Raw genomic sequence first — 14,977 nt, 5'->3', positions numbered from 1 at the left:
GGAGGGCGAGGCCAGACGCGTCGCGAGGCCCACGTAGTGTGCACCCTCCCCCCTCACCTGACGGCTCCGCCGCCAGGTACTCCCCCCTTCGGGGGGAGAGGGAGTCGGCCGGCGGCTGAGCCGACAGCCCCTTTAGAGACTCGCGATCAACTTCTCGACACGCTCGTCCACGGCCTTGAAGGGGTCCTTGCACAGCACGGTGCGCTGGGCCTGGTCGTTGAGCTTGAGGTGGACCCAGTCCACGGTGAAGTCACGATTCTTCGCCTTGGCGGCACGGATGAAGTCGCCGCGCAGCCGGGCCCGAGTGGTCTGGGGCGGCTGGACCAGCGCCGTGTCGACGTCGGCGTCGGTGACGACCCGGTCCATCAGACCCTTTCGCTCGAGCAGGTAGTAGAGGCCCCGGGTCTGATCGACGTCGTGGTACGACAGGTCGATGAGCGCGAGCCGGGGGTCGGTCCTGGGCAGCTGGCGCCGGGTGGCGTACTCCTCGATCAGGTGGTACTTGGCTACCCAGTCGCACTCCCGCTTAAGGCTCAGCGGATCCTTCTCGAGCCCGGTGAGCAGGTATTCCCACATGCTGAGGGCCTGCTGAACCTGCGGAGGGAAGCCCGGGCTGCGGGCGTACCGCATCACCCTCTCGAGGTACTCCCACTGGATGTCGAGAGCGCTCAGTTCCCGCCCGTTGGCCAACCGCACGGGCCGTCGGCAGGTGATGTCGTGGCTGATCTCCCGGATCGCCCGGATCGGGTTCTCCAGACTCAGGTCCCGAAACACCACCTGAGCCTCGAGCATCTGCAGGATGGCAACGGTGACGCCGGTCTTTACGTACGAGACGTACTCCGACATGTTGGAGTCACCGGCGATGACATGGAGACGCCGGTACTTCTCGGCGTCGGCGTGGGGCTCGTCGCGGGTGTTGATGATCGGACGCGACCGGGTGGTCGCCGAGGAGACCCCCTCCCAGATGTGCTCGGCCCGCTGCGCCATCGAATACACGGTGCCGCGCGCCGTCTGGAGCAACTTCCCCGCCCCGGCGAAGATCTGGCGGGTGACGAAGAATGGGATCAGCGTGTCGATCATCGACTGAAAGTCCGCCTGGCGACTCACCAGGTAGTTCTCGTGACAGCCGTACGAATTGCCCGCCGAGTCGGTGTTGTTCTTGAAGAGGAAGATGTCGCCGCGGATCCCCTCCTCGTCGAGACGATCCTGGGCGGAGTGGACGAGGCCCTCGAGGACGCGCTCCCCCGCCTTGTCGTGGGCTATGAGGTCGTAGAGGCTGTCACACTCGGGCGTGGCGTACTCGGGGTGGCTCCCGACGTCGAGGTAGAGCCGCGCCCCGTTCTCCAGGAAGACATTCGACGAACGGCCCCACGAGACGACTCGGCGGAACAGGTAGCGGGCCACCTCGTCGGGCGAAAGCCGGCGCTGGCCGCGCAGGGTGCAGGTCACCCCGTATTCGTTCTCCATCCCGAAGATGCGGCGTTCCACCGTTGGGAGGGTACCCCCGCGGGGTCAAAAGAGACGCAGCGCGGCGAGCACGACCGCCAATGCCAGGCAGACGCCCACGGCGATCGCCACGACGGGGGAAGCACTAGGGGTGGGCGCACTCCCATCGGCGCCGCGCTCGTCGGCGTCGGCGATGATCCGCCGGGCGTCCTCCAGGTCGCTGCTGCGTACCCAGAGTTCGGTCTCGGCGAGGCGGCCCACCGTCACCGGAAACTCCCCCGAGAGCTGTCCCCGGGCGATGCAGGGGATGCCCTCCGACTCCAACAGGGCCACCGTGAGGCGAGCCGTGGTTGGGTCGCCGAGCGTCCCCGCCTTGACGAAGGGGGCGTCGGAAGGGTCGGCGGCGGTCACTCGAGTTCCGCAGAGCCCAGTCGCCGGAACGCCCGGCGGCGGGCTGCGCGATCGAGGATCGCCGCTTCCCATCCCGACGCCCCGTTGTCGTGGGCGACTGCCAGGCAGGCTTCCTTGGCGAGGGCGATGGCGTCGTCGAGCGTCATGCCGGGAGCGAACGCCTTGCCGATGTGCGCGGTAAGCGCCTCAGCCGATCCGCCGATGGCGGAGAACTCGCGGTCGTCGTAGAGCGTGCCGTCATAGGTGATCCGAAAGAGGGTGTCGCTCCCCTGCTCCTGACCCACCTCGACCACCATCAGCTCCACCTCATAGGGCTTGACCTCCTGGGTGAAGATGTGGCCGAGCGTCTGGGCGTAGGCGGTGGCGAGGCTGCGCGCGGTCACGTCGGCCCGCGAATAGGCATAGCCGGTGATGTCGGCGCGTCGGATGCCGCCTACCCGGAGTTGTTCGAACTCGTTCTGCTTGCCGACGGCGGCAAAGGCGATCCGGTCGTACACCTCGGAGATCTTTTGGAGCGTCCGGCTCGGGTTCTCCCCGAGGAGAAGGACTCCGCCGTCGTAGCTGATCGCCACCATCGACTTGCCACGGGCGATGCCCTTCCGGGCGAACTCGGCCCGGTCCTTCATCAGCTGCTCCGGGGGGACGTAGAAGGGGAGGCTCATGAGCCGTCTCCCAGGGCACGGCGAGCGGCTTCGGCCAACCTCGTATCCTCGATCTCCCGGTAACCCGCCGCGTCGACGACGGCGACGTTGGGGTAGATCTCTCGCATCAGGTCCGGCCCGCCGGTGGCGGTGTCCTCCTCGGCGGCGGCGACGAGCGCAGCCACGGCCAGGTCGATCGCCTCGTCGGTGTCCATGTCGGGGCGGTAGGCGGTCCGAAGGTACAGCCGGGCGTCGCGACCCCCCGACCCGGTGGCGGCGTAGTCGATCTCCTCGTACGAGCCGCCGACGATGTCGAACGAATAGAGGTGGCTGGCCCCGGTCGCTTCCTCGACGCCACAGAACAGGGGAATCACGCCGAGCCCCTGGAAGGCGAGGGGGAGCTGCTTGCGGATCATCGTTGCCAGGTGGTTGGCCTTGCCGGCCACGCTGAGCCGATGGCCCTCGATCTTCTCGTAGTGCTCCAGCTCGGTCTGGAAGAGGCGAACGAGCTCGAGGGCGATGCCTGCGGTTCCGGATATGGCGACCGCCGAATAGTCGTCCGCCGGATAAACCTTCTGCATGCGCCGATGGGCGATGAGGTACCCCGATGTGGCGCGGCGGTCACCGGCCATGATGACGCTGTCGGCGAGCCGGAATGCGAGCACGGTGGTGCCGTCCGGCGCCTGCAGGACGCTGGTGCCGGCGGTGCCATCCCATCGCGGGGTGAGGCCGTTCGCCTGGAGCACCGCCGTGAAGCTCTCGGCCGGTGTCACCCTGGCGAGGGGCAGACCATCGCCTTCGATCACTGGCCGCCCTTCTGGACGTAGTTCTTGACGAACTCCTCGGCGTTCTCCTCGAGGACGCTGTCGATCTCGTCGAGCAGGTCGTCGATGCGGTCGGTGAGGTCCTCGGTGGACGCGCCGACGAGTTCGTCGGTCTGCTCGTCCGCCTGCGTGTCGTCGTCTCGACGGACCCGCTTGCGTTCCTGCTCAGCCATGGTCGCCTCCGAGTGCTTCGATGAGGTCGGCCGGGGTGTCGGACCGATCGATGAGGCCGGCGACGAGGTCGCGCCGGCCCTTCAGGGGCTCCATCATAGGCACCCGCTTGAGACTGGCTCCCCCGATATCGAAGAGCAGAGAATCCCAGTTGGCGGCGACGATGGCGTGGCCATACTTGGCCACACACGAGCCCCGAAAGTAGGCTCTCGTGCCGGGTGGCGGGTTGGTCACCGCCGTCTCGATCTCCCGGGGCGTGAACAGGCGCTGCATCCTCCCGGATCCGGCGAGCCGGTGGTATAGGCCTCTCGCCGGGTCGACGTCGTGGTACTGGAGGTCGAGGAGGCGCATCTTCGGGTCTCCCCAGCCGAGGGCGTCGCGCTGGCGGAACCCTTCGAGCAGGTAGCGCTTCGCCGCCCAGTCGAGGCGGTCGCGGGTGCGGGACGGGTCCGCCTCCAGGTCGGTGAGGATTTCCTCCCACACCCGGAGGACCTCACGGTCGACGTCGGTACCCCCGGCGGACTCCACGTGCTTCGACACCCGCTCGAAGAACAACCACTGGATGTCGAGGGCCGTGGCGGAGGAGCCGTCGTCGAGTTCGATCGTCGTGCGCAGGGTCGGATCGTGGCTGACCTGCCAGACCGCATCGACGGGCCGGCGCAGGACGATGGGATCGCCCAGAGCGCCCGCCTCGATGGCGGCGAGGACCAGTGAGGCGCTCCCCAGCTTGAGGAACGTCTGCACTTCGCTCAGGGTGGCATCTCCGATGATGACGTGGAGTCTCCGATACTTCGCCGGATCGGCGTGCGGCTCGTCGCGGGTGTTGACGATGGGTCGCTTCAGGGTGGTCTCGAGGCCGATCTCCTCCTCGAAGAAGTCGGCTCGCTGGGACAGCTGGAACTCGACGGCGGGTCTGCCGTTCTCCGCCCCCACCTTCCCCGCCCCGGTGAATATCTGACGCGACACCAGAAACGGCGTCATGTGGTGCACCAGATCGGCGAATGGCACCGACCGGGGCACCAGGTAGTTCTCATGGGCCCCGTACGAGTTGCCCTTGCCGTCGCTGTTGTTCTTGTGGATGAGCAGGCGCCGCCCCTCGGGGAGTGACTCGGTGGCGGCAGCGGCGGCACGCGCCAGCACCACCTCTCCGGCCTTGTCGTGGAGGGCGGCCTCGCGGGCGTCGACGCACTCGGGCGTGGCGTACTCGGGGTGGGCATGGTCCACGTAGAAGCGGGCGCCGTTGGTGAGCACCACGTTGACCAGACCGGCGTCGAAGTCCGCCGTCGGAGGCGGTTCGTATCCGAAGCCGCGGGCGTCGCGGCCCGGTGTCTCCTCCTCGAACGACCACTGGATGCGTGATGCCGAGCCCGAGTACGAGTTGATCACCAGACTGGAGGCGAGCACCGGGTTGAAGTCGACCTGGTTGCGCACCGTGATGCCGAACTCGGTTTCGGTACCGAGGACACGAGGTCCCGGGTCTGCGCTCACAGGTACTGGCCGGTGGTGATGGCCTCGATGCTGCGACCTTCGCCGTCTCCGCCCATGAGCGTGCGGACGTAGACGATCCGCTCGCCCTTCTTGCCCGAGATCCGGGCCCAGTCGTCCGGGTTGGTGGTGTTGGGCAAGTCCTCGTGCTCGCGGAACTCCTGCTTGATGGCTGCGAGCAGGTCGGCGAGACGGACGCCACGCACGCCCTCGGCGATTTCCCGCTTGATCGCCTCCTTCTTGGCACGCCGCACCACGTTCTCGATCATGGCCCCGGACACGAAGTCCTTGAAGTACAGGATCTCCTTGTCGCCACCGGCGTAGGTCACCTCGAGGAAGCGGTTGTGGTCCGCCGTCGAGTACATGTCGGCGACCACCTTGTCGATGAGATGATCCAGATGACCAGGGACATCGCCGTCCGACCCGGCAAGCTCGACGGCATCGAGGGGCACGGCAGCGTCGATGTAGACGCCGAAGATGGCGCGGGCGGCCTCGATGGTGGGCCGCTCGATCTTGATCTTCACGTCGAGCCGACCAGGCCGCAGGATCGCCGGATCGATCAGGTCCTCACGGTTGGAGGCGCCGATCACGATCACGTTCTTGAGGGCCTCGACGCCGTCGAGCTCGGAGAGCAACTGGGGGACGATCGTCGACTCGACATCCGACGAGATGCCGGTGCCCCGGGTACGGAACAGCGAGTCCATTTCGTCGAAGAAGACGATCACCGGGACTCCCTCATCGGACTTCTCCTTGGCCCGGACGAAGATGAGCCGGATCTGACGCTCCGTCTCACCCACGTACTTGTTGAGCAGCTCGGGGCCCTTGACGTTGAGGAAGTACGATCGAGCATCCCCGCGCCCCGTCTTGCTGGCCACCGCTGTCGCCAGGGAGTTCGCCACCGCCTTGGCGATGAGCGTCTTGCCGCATCCGGGCGGCCCGTAGAGGAGGATCCCCTTCGGGGCGCTGAGGGCGTACTCGTCGAACAGGTCCTTGTGGAGGTACGGCAACTCGACCGCGTCCCGAATGGCGGTGATCTGCTCTTCGAGCCCGCCGATGTCCTCGTAGGACACGTCGGGGACCTCCTCGAGCACCAACTCCTCGACCTCGGGTCGGATCAGCCGTTCGTGGATGAGACCGGTGCGCATGTCCACCCGAACGTGGTCGCCGACCCGCAGGAAGGCGCCGCGCATCGGTCCGGCGAGCTCGACGACCCGCTCCTCGTCACCGCGGCCGAGGACGATGACGCGGCGCTCGTCGAGGATCTCCTTGACGCTCATCACGTCGCCGGTCGGCTCGAAGGCCCGGATGTCGATGACGTTCATCGCCTCGTTGAGGACGACCTCCTGACCGATCTCGAGCTCCTTGATCTCGATGGTCGGCTCGACGGTCACCCGGAGCTTGCGGCCGCTGGTAAGGACGTCGATGGTGCCGTCGGAGTTGACGCCGTGGACCACTCCGAACGGGTTGGGCGGTGCGGTGAGCTTTTCGACCTCGTCGCGCAGGATGGCCAGCTGCTCCCGGGTCTCTTCGAGCGCCACCGAGAGCTTCTCGTTCTGGCCGAGCGACTGGTTGAGGCGGCCCTTCGCCTCGAGGAGTCGCTCTTCGAGGATGCGAACGCGGCGCGGAGCATCCTGGAGTCGCCGCCTGAGAATGGCGATCTCGTCCTCGAGCATCCGGATGGTTGTCCGCAGCTCGTCGATCTGCTGGTCGCTCATCTCGATCCTCTCCGGTCGTCTGACGACCGTGGACCGGGCGCACCCGGTCCGGGTCCGAGTATACGGGGGTGAGCGAATAGGCTCGCCCCGGGATCAGGTTCCGGCTTGCCACAAGCCGGAACCTGATGAAGCCAGCGACCTATTCGCTCACCCCCGACGACCGACCGGTGGAAAGTCGGTCAGCGCTTCACGCATCCTGATCGTCCTCCGCCGCGTCGTACTCGTCCTCGTCGAGTGCCTCTCCGACGACGGACCGGGCCACGGTGATGAACCCGGTGTGACCGACCATCTGGCTGCGGGGGCGTACGGATCGGCCTTCGAACTGCCACTCCCGATGGAGCGTCTCGAAGGTCTCGACCGCGGCGTAGCGCCGGGCGCGGCGCAGCGCGTCGTGCAGGTGCATGACCTGCGGGATGGTGGGGAGATAGGCACACAGGACCCCGCCGGGCGTGAGCGCCTCGGCTGCCGGGGGCACCACGTGCCAGGGCTCGGGCAGGTCGAGGAACACCCGATCGGGCCGATGATCGGCCACGACCTCGGCCACGTCGCCCACCACCAGCTCCAGGTTGGCGGGCAACTCCCCCAGCAGCCGCTCCATGACCCCCCGGGCGTGCTCCTGGTGATCCTCACGCCGATCCACCGAGACCACCCGTCCGGTCGGCCCCACGGCGGCGAGGAGGGCCATGGTGAGGGCACCCGAGCCGGTCCCGGCCTCGACGACCAGGTGTCCGGGCCGGGCGTCGCCCCAGTGGATCATCGGCCCCAGGTCCTTCGGATACACCACCTGGGCGCCGCGACGCATGGTCAGCACGTAGTCGGCCAGGCGGGGGCGCAGCGCCGCCACCTTGGCGCCGGTGCCGGTGCGCACCACCACACCAGCCTCGGCACCGATGATGTCCTCGTGTCGGATCACCCCGGCGTGGAACTGGAAGGTGCGGCCGGGTTGGAGGTCGACGAGGTGCTTGCGACCCTTCGCATCGATGAGGAGGCAGAGGTCCCCGTCGGCGAAGCGGTCGGTCACGTCCTACCGAGGAAGGGCAGCACCAGCGTGATCGCCAGCGCGGCGGCGAGGAGGATTCCGAGGACTCTCACCATGCGTTCGCGGTTTCGGAACATGCCCCGACTCTAGAGCGACGCCAACCGGGGGTAGCATCGGCTCATGTTCATCGTCCCCACCGGGTGGAAGTTGCTCGCCAAAGGGATCAGGCGAGGCGACCATCTGCGCACTTTCCTGGGTGCGGCTCTGCTCGCCATCGCGTTCGCCAGATGGCTCGACGAGTCCAAGCGCCAGATGGTGCACTCCCAGCGGCTCCGTCCGGGTGGCCGCATCGTGGTGGCAGTGCCACCCAAGGGCCGTCAGCGCAGGCGGTAGACCTCGACTCGCGCCACTCCCTTGCGGCCGCGGCGCCGGCCGTTGAGGAAAGCGATCAGGACCAACGCCACCACGCCCATGGCGATGAGGATCCCGGCGTTCCGGGCGCCTTCGGCGGTCTCCTCGACCGCACCCCGGATCTCCTCCAGCTTCGCCTCCAGGTCACCGCGGCTGACGCTCATCGGGCTGCCCTCCACATGATGATGGCGGTCAGGACGAGAAGGGCGATCGCCGAAGCGATGTAGCCGAGCCCGCTCCAGATGGCACCATCGGGCATGGCTCCGACGATCACGCGCATCGCCGCCACCGACAGGAACAGGATGGCGAGGACGAACATGATCGAGGCGAGGAGGCTGAAGGCGGCGAGGCGACCGAGACGCTTGGCCGGACCCAGGGTCTGCTCGCGGAGGTACCGCTTGGCGAGGTCGAAGAACTCGCCAACCATCTCCGGGATGTCGCGTGTCTCTGCCATGAACTCAAGCGTACCCGGAAACCGCGACTCCCCCGGCCTGCCTGAGCTTGGTACGCTGCGGCCGATGTCCGACCCGACCGCGGTGGCCCGCCGCAACACATGGCCGCTCGTCGTCGGACAGTCCGTTTCTCAGTTCGGGGATTACCTGGCTCTCTTCTTCGCCCTGCCCGTCTTCGTCCGCGACCTCACCGGATCGGCAACGCAGTTGGGGTTGCTGGCGATGTTCGAGACGGCGGCGGTGCTGCTATTCGGGTTCATCGCCGGGGTGCTGGTCGATCGGGTGCGGGTCCGCCGCGCCCTGGTCATCGCCGACCTGCTGCGCGCCGTCGCTTTCGGGCTACTGGCACTCGCCGTCGCCGCCGGGATAGGCACCGTGTGGATGGCCTTCACCGTGGCCTTCCTGGTGGGCTCGATGGCCACGGTGTTCGACACCGGACTCGAGTCGTACGTTCCCACCGTGCTCACCGACGAACTGCTGGTGGTCGCCAACAGCCGGCTTCAGGTGGGGCGCAACCTGGCCCAGACCCTGGGTTTCGTGGTCGGTGGGGCCGTCCTCGCTTGGGGTGGGGGGATTGCCACCGCCTTCGCCTTCCAGGCGGTCACCTACCTGGTCTCGGTCGGAGGGATCCTCATGCTCCGGGAGATACGACCCCGTCCGGTCGCCCGCCGCGAGGCGGTGTGGTCGGCACTCCGCCACGGGATCGTCACGCTATGGCAGTCGGCGCCGCTGCGCTGGGCAACCCTGTCCGCCTTCGCCATCAACCTTGCCTTCGCCCCGCTGGCTGCGGTGATGGTGCTGTACGCCCAGGAGGAACTCGGCGTGGTCACCGACCTATCACTGGGCATGCTCTTTGCCGGGTTCGCCGCCATCGGGGCCGTGGGGGTGTCGCTAGCACCCAGGTTGGTGGCGGCCATCGGTCTGGGCCGGTCAGTGGTGGCCGGCGGCGTGTTGTTTGGCTTCGGCGCCATGGGCGCCGGGGTCTCCGAAGGCCCGTTGACCGTGCTCCCGTTCGGACTCGCCATGGCCGGGGTGTCGATCAATCAGGTCGCCTTCGTCACCCTTCGTCAGCGCCTGGCGCCTCCGGATCGCCTCGGTCGGGTGGTGGCGGCTTCGCGGACCATCTCCTTCGCCGGGATTCCGATCGGTGCAGCGCTCGGTGGCGTACTCGGTGAAGCCATCGGCTTGCGCCCGCTCTTCGTGGGTGGTGGTGCCGTGATCGCCGTCGCAGCCGCCCTGCTCATCTTCGGACCGCTGTGGCGGGTGCGCGCCGACACTGCCGCCTACGAGCTGGGCGCGAGCACCAGGTGACCGAGCGCCGGCGCCTCCTCTCCACGGCCGATGGCACCTCGGCGGCTGCGTTCGGACCCGTCGAGTGGAGCCTGATGCTCGCCACCGCAATGATGTGGGGATCGTCGTTCGTGCTGATCGCCGTCGGCCTGGAGACCCTGCACCCGACGGTGATCACCCTCGGGCGCGTGGCCCTGGGTGCGCTGGCCATATCGCTGATCCCGCGGGCTCGTCGGCCGGTGGACCGGGAGGACTATCCGGGGCTGGCGCTCATCGGCCTGGTGTGGATCGCCATTCCGTTCCTGCTGTTCCCCATCGCCCAGCAGTGGGTGGACTCGTCCATCGCCGGGCTGATCAACGGCTCGATGCCGATCTGGGCGGGCACGATCGCCGCCATCCTGCTGCGCCGCCGACCCGGGCCCTTGCAGGCCGCGGGGCTGGTCGTAGGATTCATTGGGGTGACCGTGATCACCGTCCAGTCGGTCCGCGTCGGGGGTCAGAGTCTTTTCGGGGTGGTTCTGCTCGTCCTGGCGGCCATGTGCTACGGGCTGGCGGTCAACCTCACCGTGCCGCTAGTGCAGAAGTATGGGTCTCTGGCGGTGATCGTGCGCGCTCAAGCGGCTGCCCTGATCGCCCTCATCCCCATCGGGCTGTGGGGCGTTCAGTACTCCACGGCCACCTGGGGCGGCTTCGCCGCCATCGCCTTCCTAGGAGTCCTCAGTTCCGGGTTCGCCCTGGTCTTCATGGGGGAACTGGCTCGCCGAACCGGCGCCACTCGAGCGTCGGTGACCATCTACATCGTGCCGGTGGTGTCGGTGATCCTCGGAGCCGCCTTGCGCGACGAGCGGATCACCGTGTTGACCCTCTTCGGCGGCGGATTGGTGCTGCTCGGAGCCTGGTCGACCAGCCGGGCAGAGCGCGCCCGGGGTGAGGTCAACCCTCCGACCGCTCCACGAACCACTCAGTGAACCGACAACAGGTGCCTTCGTCATCGAATTCGACGAGGAAGCAGTTGTCGTAGACGTTGACGATCGACTCGTGGGTGTCGTTGGCGAAGTAGGTGGTGGTCCCGGTGATGGCGGCGCGGTCCCCTTCGAGAGCGAACACGCCGTAGTCGGCGTGATAGGTGCCGGGATCGTCGCGTTCGTCGAGCCACGATTGGACGATGGCGTCACGACCCACCACCGGGTTGCCGTCGGGATGGAAGCGGTATTCGGCGTCATCGCTGAAGAGCGCCCCGATCGCCGTTGGGTCGTAAGTCAGCCAGGCGTGGACGTACGCCTCCACCCAGCGCTCGGCAGCGGTCCGCTCGACCATGCCCCAAGGCTACGCGTCGCGAGCCTGGCGTGCTGGTTCAGTCGGCGGTGCGGGCGTTGATGATGGCGCGGATCTCGTCGGCCACGTCCTTATCCGTGTCGGCGATCGCCCGGAGCGCCCGCCCGTCCATCATGATCAGACGAGTCGGGGTCGTGGTGACCACGGTGGCGGTGCGCTTGTGGGTGTCGAGCACACCGATCTCGCCCATCACGTCGCCAGCGCCGAGCGTCGCCGCCTTCACGCCGGCGACGAGAACGTCGACCTGGCCGTCGATGATGATGTAGAACTCGTGGGCGAGGTCGCCCTGTTCGATGAGGGTCTCCCCTGCGTCGACTTCGATCAGGTCACAGTGCTCGGCGGCGAGTCGTCGGGCCCTACGGGACAGGTCGGCGAAGATCGGCACGTCCTTCAAGGCGTCGGCGTCCACGGCACTCCTCCACTCGTTCGGCGGTGGCGAGAGGCTACCGGCTGCCGTCGGGGTGTGCCGCGCTGCCTCGATTCACCAGAGGGCGCGGACACCACCTACCGTGAGGGGGTCCATCCACCCTGGAGGCGGAACATGTCCGTAGCCCGAGTAACCGAGATCAGCGCCACCTCGCCGAAGAGCTTCGAAGACGCCGTAAAGACAGGCATCAAGCGAGCCAACCAGACCCTGCGCAACGTCAAGGCAGCCTGGATCAAGGAGCAGCAGGTCAAGGTCACCGACGGCAAGGCCACCGAGTACCAGGTCAACATGCTGGTCACCTTCGTCCTGGACGAGTGAGGACGCGTCTGCGGGTCGCAGACCGAGCCAGCGGAAGAGAGGGTGTGGTCCGAGGCGACCACGGCGCCCCTCGTCAGGGGTCGCGATCCCGGGCGGGGATGAGGCGCCGCCTAGCGGGTGGACTCTGACGGTCGAGCTGCTCACCCCGGCCGTGCACGGCGACGTGGTGGTGATACCAGCACAGGGTGACGAGGTTGTCGGCGTCATGGATGCCGCCTTGGGATCGGGGAATCACGTGGTGCACTTCGAGGCGATAACGGCTGGTGCATCCTTCGACGACGCATCCGCCGTCACGAGCGAGAACGAATCTCCGCACCTTCGGCGGCACCACCCGAGTCGTCGGGCCGACCGCGAGCGGAACGCCAGAGTCGGCTGATAGGACCACCTCGACCGCCCCACCGCACATGATCTCGTCGAGGGTGGATGGCCCGACCCTGGGACCGGCGGGGATCGTCACACCGGCCTCGCCGTTGGTGGCCGAGGCGAGCTCGGGGTCGACGAGAACGGTGACGATCGCTGTCGACGAGGACTCCTCGGTCGGGCAGTGGCGGCCGTCGAGCCAGTCGTGGGCCAGCGCGACGAGCGCATCGGCGCGGCGCTGCTCCGCGGTGGCCACCTCGTCGCGAGGAAGTCGGTCGCCGCGGCTGTCGAGTGCTCCGGTCACGAGCTGCCAGTCGGTGCCGGTCAGCTCGGCGTGAATGAAGCCGACCGCCGAGTCCAGCGACGGCCAGCAGCGCACCGAACGCTGCTGGTGAGCCTCCAGCTCGCTGCGGCGGGTGATCTTGCGCTGTAGGGCGCGCAGCCGCTCGACGCCCGCGATGTCGCGGTATTCGGCTGTGGCCACGGTTTCATCGTCGGCCCCCGCCCCGATGAGGAAGGCGACGGCAGCAGCGCGATCGAACGACGAGTCGCCTGCGGACAGCCGCTCCATCGACACCGAGCGTTCGGGCGTCCGGCGCGCCGTCTCCAGCAGATCACGGGCCGTGCGGGCCGAGGCATCGAGCAGAGCGGCCAGCTCGGCGGCGCCGGGCTCCTGACCACGACGCATGAGCTCCCGCAGCACCACTACCTGACGAGCCCGCGCCGCGGCGACATCCCGCTCGCATCCGTGGATCTCGGCGAGGAGGTCGGCTCGTGACACGAGCGCGGTATCCAACATGCAGACACCGTACGGCCCGGGTGTGACAGATTCGGGATTAGTTCGCGTGTCGGAGAAGCGTCGGGGGCCGGGGACTACACCAGCGCCGGCACTGGTGACGTCGTTCGCAACCAGGTCGATTCATCGGTGAGCGCGTCACTGCCTCTCCTGGAGGTCGCCTTCGCTATCACCCGGTATCCACCTAACCCGCTGGCAGACCGCATCCGGAACTGCGCGGCACCCTCACCGTCGAAAACACCGTCTTCATCAGCCGTAGCGAGACTCTTCACACCGCCCTCGTGACCACCGATGCCCAGCTCACGACAGCCCCGGGTCATCTGGTACGCCGAGCCTGCTGCCAGGCGCCAAGCGGCGCACTTCTCGCTTGTCGACGTTAAGCCCCAATCCGTGACGTATCTGTGTGATATCGAAGAACCAGCAGATCCTCGACCCACAGGGCACTGTGGAGGCAGAAGGCGGTTTTCTACCAAGTCGAGGATCGAGGCACTCTATCAGTCACTGGCCAGGGCTCTGATCGCAGCCCGTATTTCCTCGACTGTTCGTCCCTCAAGGCCTGCGATCGGTGCGGTCCCGGCCGATCGAGCCGGACCGTCGACGCCACTCGGTAAGTGGTAGACACCGTCATAACTGGGAAGAACGGCTTCCCGACCTGGCGCAGTCGCGTCCCACCGAACGAAGAAGACGGAACTCGCGCCGCGCCGCCACCAGGCGCTGGCAATGTCTGTCATGCTTCCAGGCGGGGAATTCGGAAGGAAGAATACCTCCACCCTGATGCTGTCCCGTGCTGTTGATCCAGCAAGCACGTCATCAACACGGATTACTGCATCGTGAAATTGAACCTGACCGGCTTCTCCGTCCGCCGGATCTCCCGCTACCCGGCCCGGCTCCACTCCGACGACGGTGCCTACAACAACGAGGTCACTAGCCGCCACAAGTTCGTCGAGGGAAGACAAAACTACGCGCCGCACATGTGGTGCAACCACGGGAGCCGCCGTTTGATCGTGGATGGTGCTCCTGTTGTTGTTAGTGAACGTTGACAGGGTTAGGGCAAAGCCTGCTACACCGACAGCTGCAAAACCGACGAGCCACAGGGCAGAGAGTCGCACCACCCGTGCATTCAGTCTCTTAGTCAGCATGTGATGTCGATCCTCTCCAGCACAGACACGTCAGTAGGGCGGCTGCTGTACCGATTTCAGTAGATGGAGTTGACAACACCGTCATCATGAACAGTCCAGTCGGTTTCGCCCCAGTCCTGGGACATACACGAGTTCGCTTCGGATGAATGAGCTAGGCCGATCGCATGGCCTACCTCCTCGCACATGAGCGACCTGGCTTCGGTTGTGCTATAGCTCGTGCCTGGAGGATTCTGTGTATTGCCATACAGGTACGTGTCGATGTGTACATGACTGTCCAGACAAATGAGCAGTCCGCCACTCAGATACTCGTCATGGCATTCGTACCACCCGTAGCCGTACGGGTTGTTGTAATCGTAGTCGTTAATCGTCACCTCGCGTGTTCCATCGTGGTAAATCAGGGTGTATACGTCGGTTGGCTCTACATCCGTCGTATCAGTGTCGTGAGCCGCATCATGAAAGGTGGAAGCTAGGTTGAGGTGCCGGAACGTCACAGTTGAGTTGGCACCTGCCTTGTTGTTCGTCGGGAACCTGTTCGATGCAGTCGCGACGCCCGCCATGGAACCTGCCCAGAAGGCTCCCACGAATGCAAGGGCGGCGAAGCGTCTCCAGTTGCTTCGAACTCCCATGGGAGAACCTCCGATCGTCACGCGCCTCCTGCCGTCGAACAGGCGTCAGGCGACCTTGTGCCCAACAGCCTACTCAAAATGGACGGATGTGCCAGTAACGAGCGGACGCTATCGATCTCTGGCGTACTCTGAGCAGCTAGCGGCGCCGGCC

At 66.7% G+C, this 14,977-nt stretch carries 19 protein-coding genes; 4 read left to right on the top strand and 15 right to left on the bottom strand.

Going from position 1 to position 14,977, the window contains the following annotated elements; genetic code table 11:
- Positions 1–132: 132 nt before the first annotated feature.
- The 8 genes from pafA to WEA29_06970 form a co-directional block, all read right to left on the bottom strand.
- Entirely contained in the window at positions 133–1,488 is a 1,356-nt protein-coding gene (gene pafA / locus WEA29_07005; GenBank protein MEX2323503.1) for a Pup--protein ligase, read from the bottom strand.
- Between the two features lie 24 nt (positions 1,489–1,512).
- Complete coding sequence (locus tag WEA29_07000; protein MEX2323502.1) at positions 1,513–1,857, bottom strand: DUF2007 domain-containing protein; 345 nt, start codon at positions 1,855–1,857, stop codon at positions 1,513–1,515.
- On the bottom strand, positions 1,854–2,519 hold the full coding sequence (gene prcA, locus WEA29_06995) for a proteasome subunit alpha (GenBank protein MEX2323501.1): 666 nt from the start codon (positions 2,517–2,519) through the stop codon (positions 1,854–1,856). The genes WEA29_07000 and prcA overlap by 4 nt, the downstream gene beginning before the upstream one ends.
- On the bottom strand, positions 2,516–3,304 hold the full coding sequence (gene prcB, locus WEA29_06990; protein ID MEX2323500.1) for a proteasome subunit beta: 789 nt from the start codon (positions 3,302–3,304) through the stop codon (positions 2,516–2,518). The genes prcA and prcB overlap by 4 nt, the downstream gene beginning before the upstream one ends.
- Positions 3,301–3,495, bottom strand: a complete 195-nt coding sequence (locus tag WEA29_06985) for a ubiquitin-like protein Pup (protein ID MEX2323499.1) — start codon at positions 3,493–3,495, stop codon at positions 3,301–3,303. The genes prcB and WEA29_06985 overlap by 4 nt, the downstream gene beginning before the upstream one ends.
- Positions 3,488–4,981 (bottom strand): depupylase/deamidase Dop, encoded by a 1,494-nt coding sequence (dop, locus tag WEA29_06980; GenBank protein MEX2323498.1) that lies wholly within the window; start codon positions 4,979–4,981, stop codon positions 3,488–3,490. The genes WEA29_06985 and dop overlap by 8 nt, the downstream gene beginning before the upstream one ends.
- Positions 4,978–6,693, bottom strand: a complete 1,716-nt coding sequence (arc, locus tag WEA29_06975) for a proteasome ATPase (GenBank protein MEX2323497.1) — start codon at positions 6,691–6,693, stop codon at positions 4,978–4,980. Before arc ends, dop begins: the two co-directional genes overlap by 4 nt.
- 187 nt (positions 6,694–6,880) lie before the next feature.
- Positions 6,881–7,714: a tRNA (adenine-N1)-methyltransferase gene (locus WEA29_06970; GenBank protein ID MEX2323496.1), complete on the bottom strand. Its 834-nt coding sequence runs from the start codon at positions 7,712–7,714 to the stop codon at positions 6,881–6,883.
- A gap of 138 nt (positions 7,715–7,852) precedes the next feature.
- Between WEA29_06970 and WEA29_06965 the strand changes: the two genes are divergently transcribed.
- Complete coding sequence (locus tag WEA29_06965) at positions 7,853–8,065, top strand: hypothetical protein (GenBank protein ID MEX2323495.1); 213 nt, start codon at positions 7,853–7,855, stop codon at positions 8,063–8,065.
- On the opposite strand, the gene WEA29_06960 is transcribed toward WEA29_06965, so the two are convergent.
- Positions 8,050–8,247 carry a hypothetical protein gene (locus tag WEA29_06960; GenBank protein ID MEX2323494.1) on the bottom strand — a complete coding sequence of 66 codons (198 nt, stop codon included), beginning with the start codon at positions 8,245–8,247 and terminating at the stop codon, positions 8,050–8,052. The genes WEA29_06965 and WEA29_06960 overlap by 16 nt on opposite strands.
- On the bottom strand, positions 8,244–8,537 hold the full coding sequence (locus WEA29_06955; protein ID MEX2323493.1) for a hypothetical protein: 294 nt from the start codon (positions 8,535–8,537) through the stop codon (positions 8,244–8,246). The genes WEA29_06960 and WEA29_06955 overlap by 4 nt, the downstream gene beginning before the upstream one ends.
- A gap of 64 nt (positions 8,538–8,601) precedes the next feature.
- Here WEA29_06955 and WEA29_06950 point away from each other — a divergent pair, with 64 nt between their 5' ends.
- Positions 8,602–9,846, top strand: a complete 1,245-nt coding sequence (locus WEA29_06950; GenBank protein ID MEX2323492.1) for an MFS transporter — start codon at positions 8,602–8,604, stop codon at positions 9,844–9,846.
- Positions 9,843–10,793 (top strand): DMT family transporter, encoded by a 951-nt coding sequence (locus WEA29_06945; protein MEX2323491.1) that lies wholly within the window; start codon positions 9,843–9,845, stop codon positions 10,791–10,793. The genes WEA29_06950 and WEA29_06945 overlap by 4 nt, the downstream gene beginning before the upstream one ends.
- Here the strand turns inward: WEA29_06945 and WEA29_06940 are convergent.
- Together WEA29_06940 and WEA29_06935 are read right to left on the bottom strand one after the other, a co-directional pair.
- Positions 10,759–11,142 carry a nuclear transport factor 2 family protein gene (locus WEA29_06940; GenBank protein MEX2323490.1) on the bottom strand — a complete coding sequence of 128 codons (384 nt, stop codon included), beginning with the start codon at positions 11,140–11,142 and terminating at the stop codon, positions 10,759–10,761. The two genes, WEA29_06945 and WEA29_06940, sit on opposite strands and share 35 nt — an antisense overlap.
- Before the next feature lie 37 nt (positions 11,143–11,179).
- Positions 11,180–11,569, bottom strand: coding sequence for a cyclic nucleotide-binding domain-containing protein (locus WEA29_06935; protein MEX2323489.1), 390 nt, complete (start codon positions 11,567–11,569; stop codon positions 11,180–11,182).
- A 132-nt stretch (positions 11,570–11,701) separates the two neighbouring features.
- Between WEA29_06935 and WEA29_06930 the strand changes: the two genes are divergently transcribed.
- On the top strand, positions 11,702–11,905 hold the full coding sequence (locus WEA29_06930) for a dodecin family protein (GenBank protein MEX2323488.1): 204 nt from the start codon (positions 11,702–11,704) through the stop codon (positions 11,903–11,905).
- A gap of 73 nt (positions 11,906–11,978) precedes the next feature.
- Here WEA29_06930 and WEA29_06925 read toward each other — a convergent pair whose 3' ends face one another.
- The 3 genes from WEA29_06925 to WEA29_06915 all read right to left on the bottom strand — a co-directional run bounded on the left by WEA29_06925 (position 11,979) and on the right by WEA29_06915 (position 14,847).
- Positions 11,979–13,064, bottom strand: a complete 1,086-nt coding sequence (locus WEA29_06925; protein MEX2323487.1) for an HNH endonuclease — start codon at positions 13,062–13,064, stop codon at positions 11,979–11,981.
- Between the two features lie 491 nt (positions 13,065–13,555).
- Positions 13,556–14,200 (bottom strand): hypothetical protein, encoded by a 645-nt coding sequence (locus WEA29_06920; protein ID MEX2323486.1) that lies wholly within the window; start codon positions 14,198–14,200, stop codon positions 13,556–13,558.
- Between the two features lie 56 nt (positions 14,201–14,256).
- Positions 14,257–14,847 (bottom strand): hypothetical protein, encoded by a 591-nt coding sequence (locus tag WEA29_06915; GenBank protein MEX2323485.1) that lies wholly within the window; start codon positions 14,845–14,847, stop codon positions 14,257–14,259.
- Positions 14,848–14,977: the final 130 nt, after the last annotated feature.

The organism is Acidimicrobiia bacterium (assembly GCA_040902765.1).
In the GTDB taxonomy this organism is placed as follows: Bacteria; Actinomycetota; Acidimicrobiia; order Spongiisociales; family UBA11373; genus DATKBG01.
The sequence above is the reverse complement of the archived record's forward strand: the minus strand, read 5'-3'. Positions and strand labels throughout refer to the sequence as shown.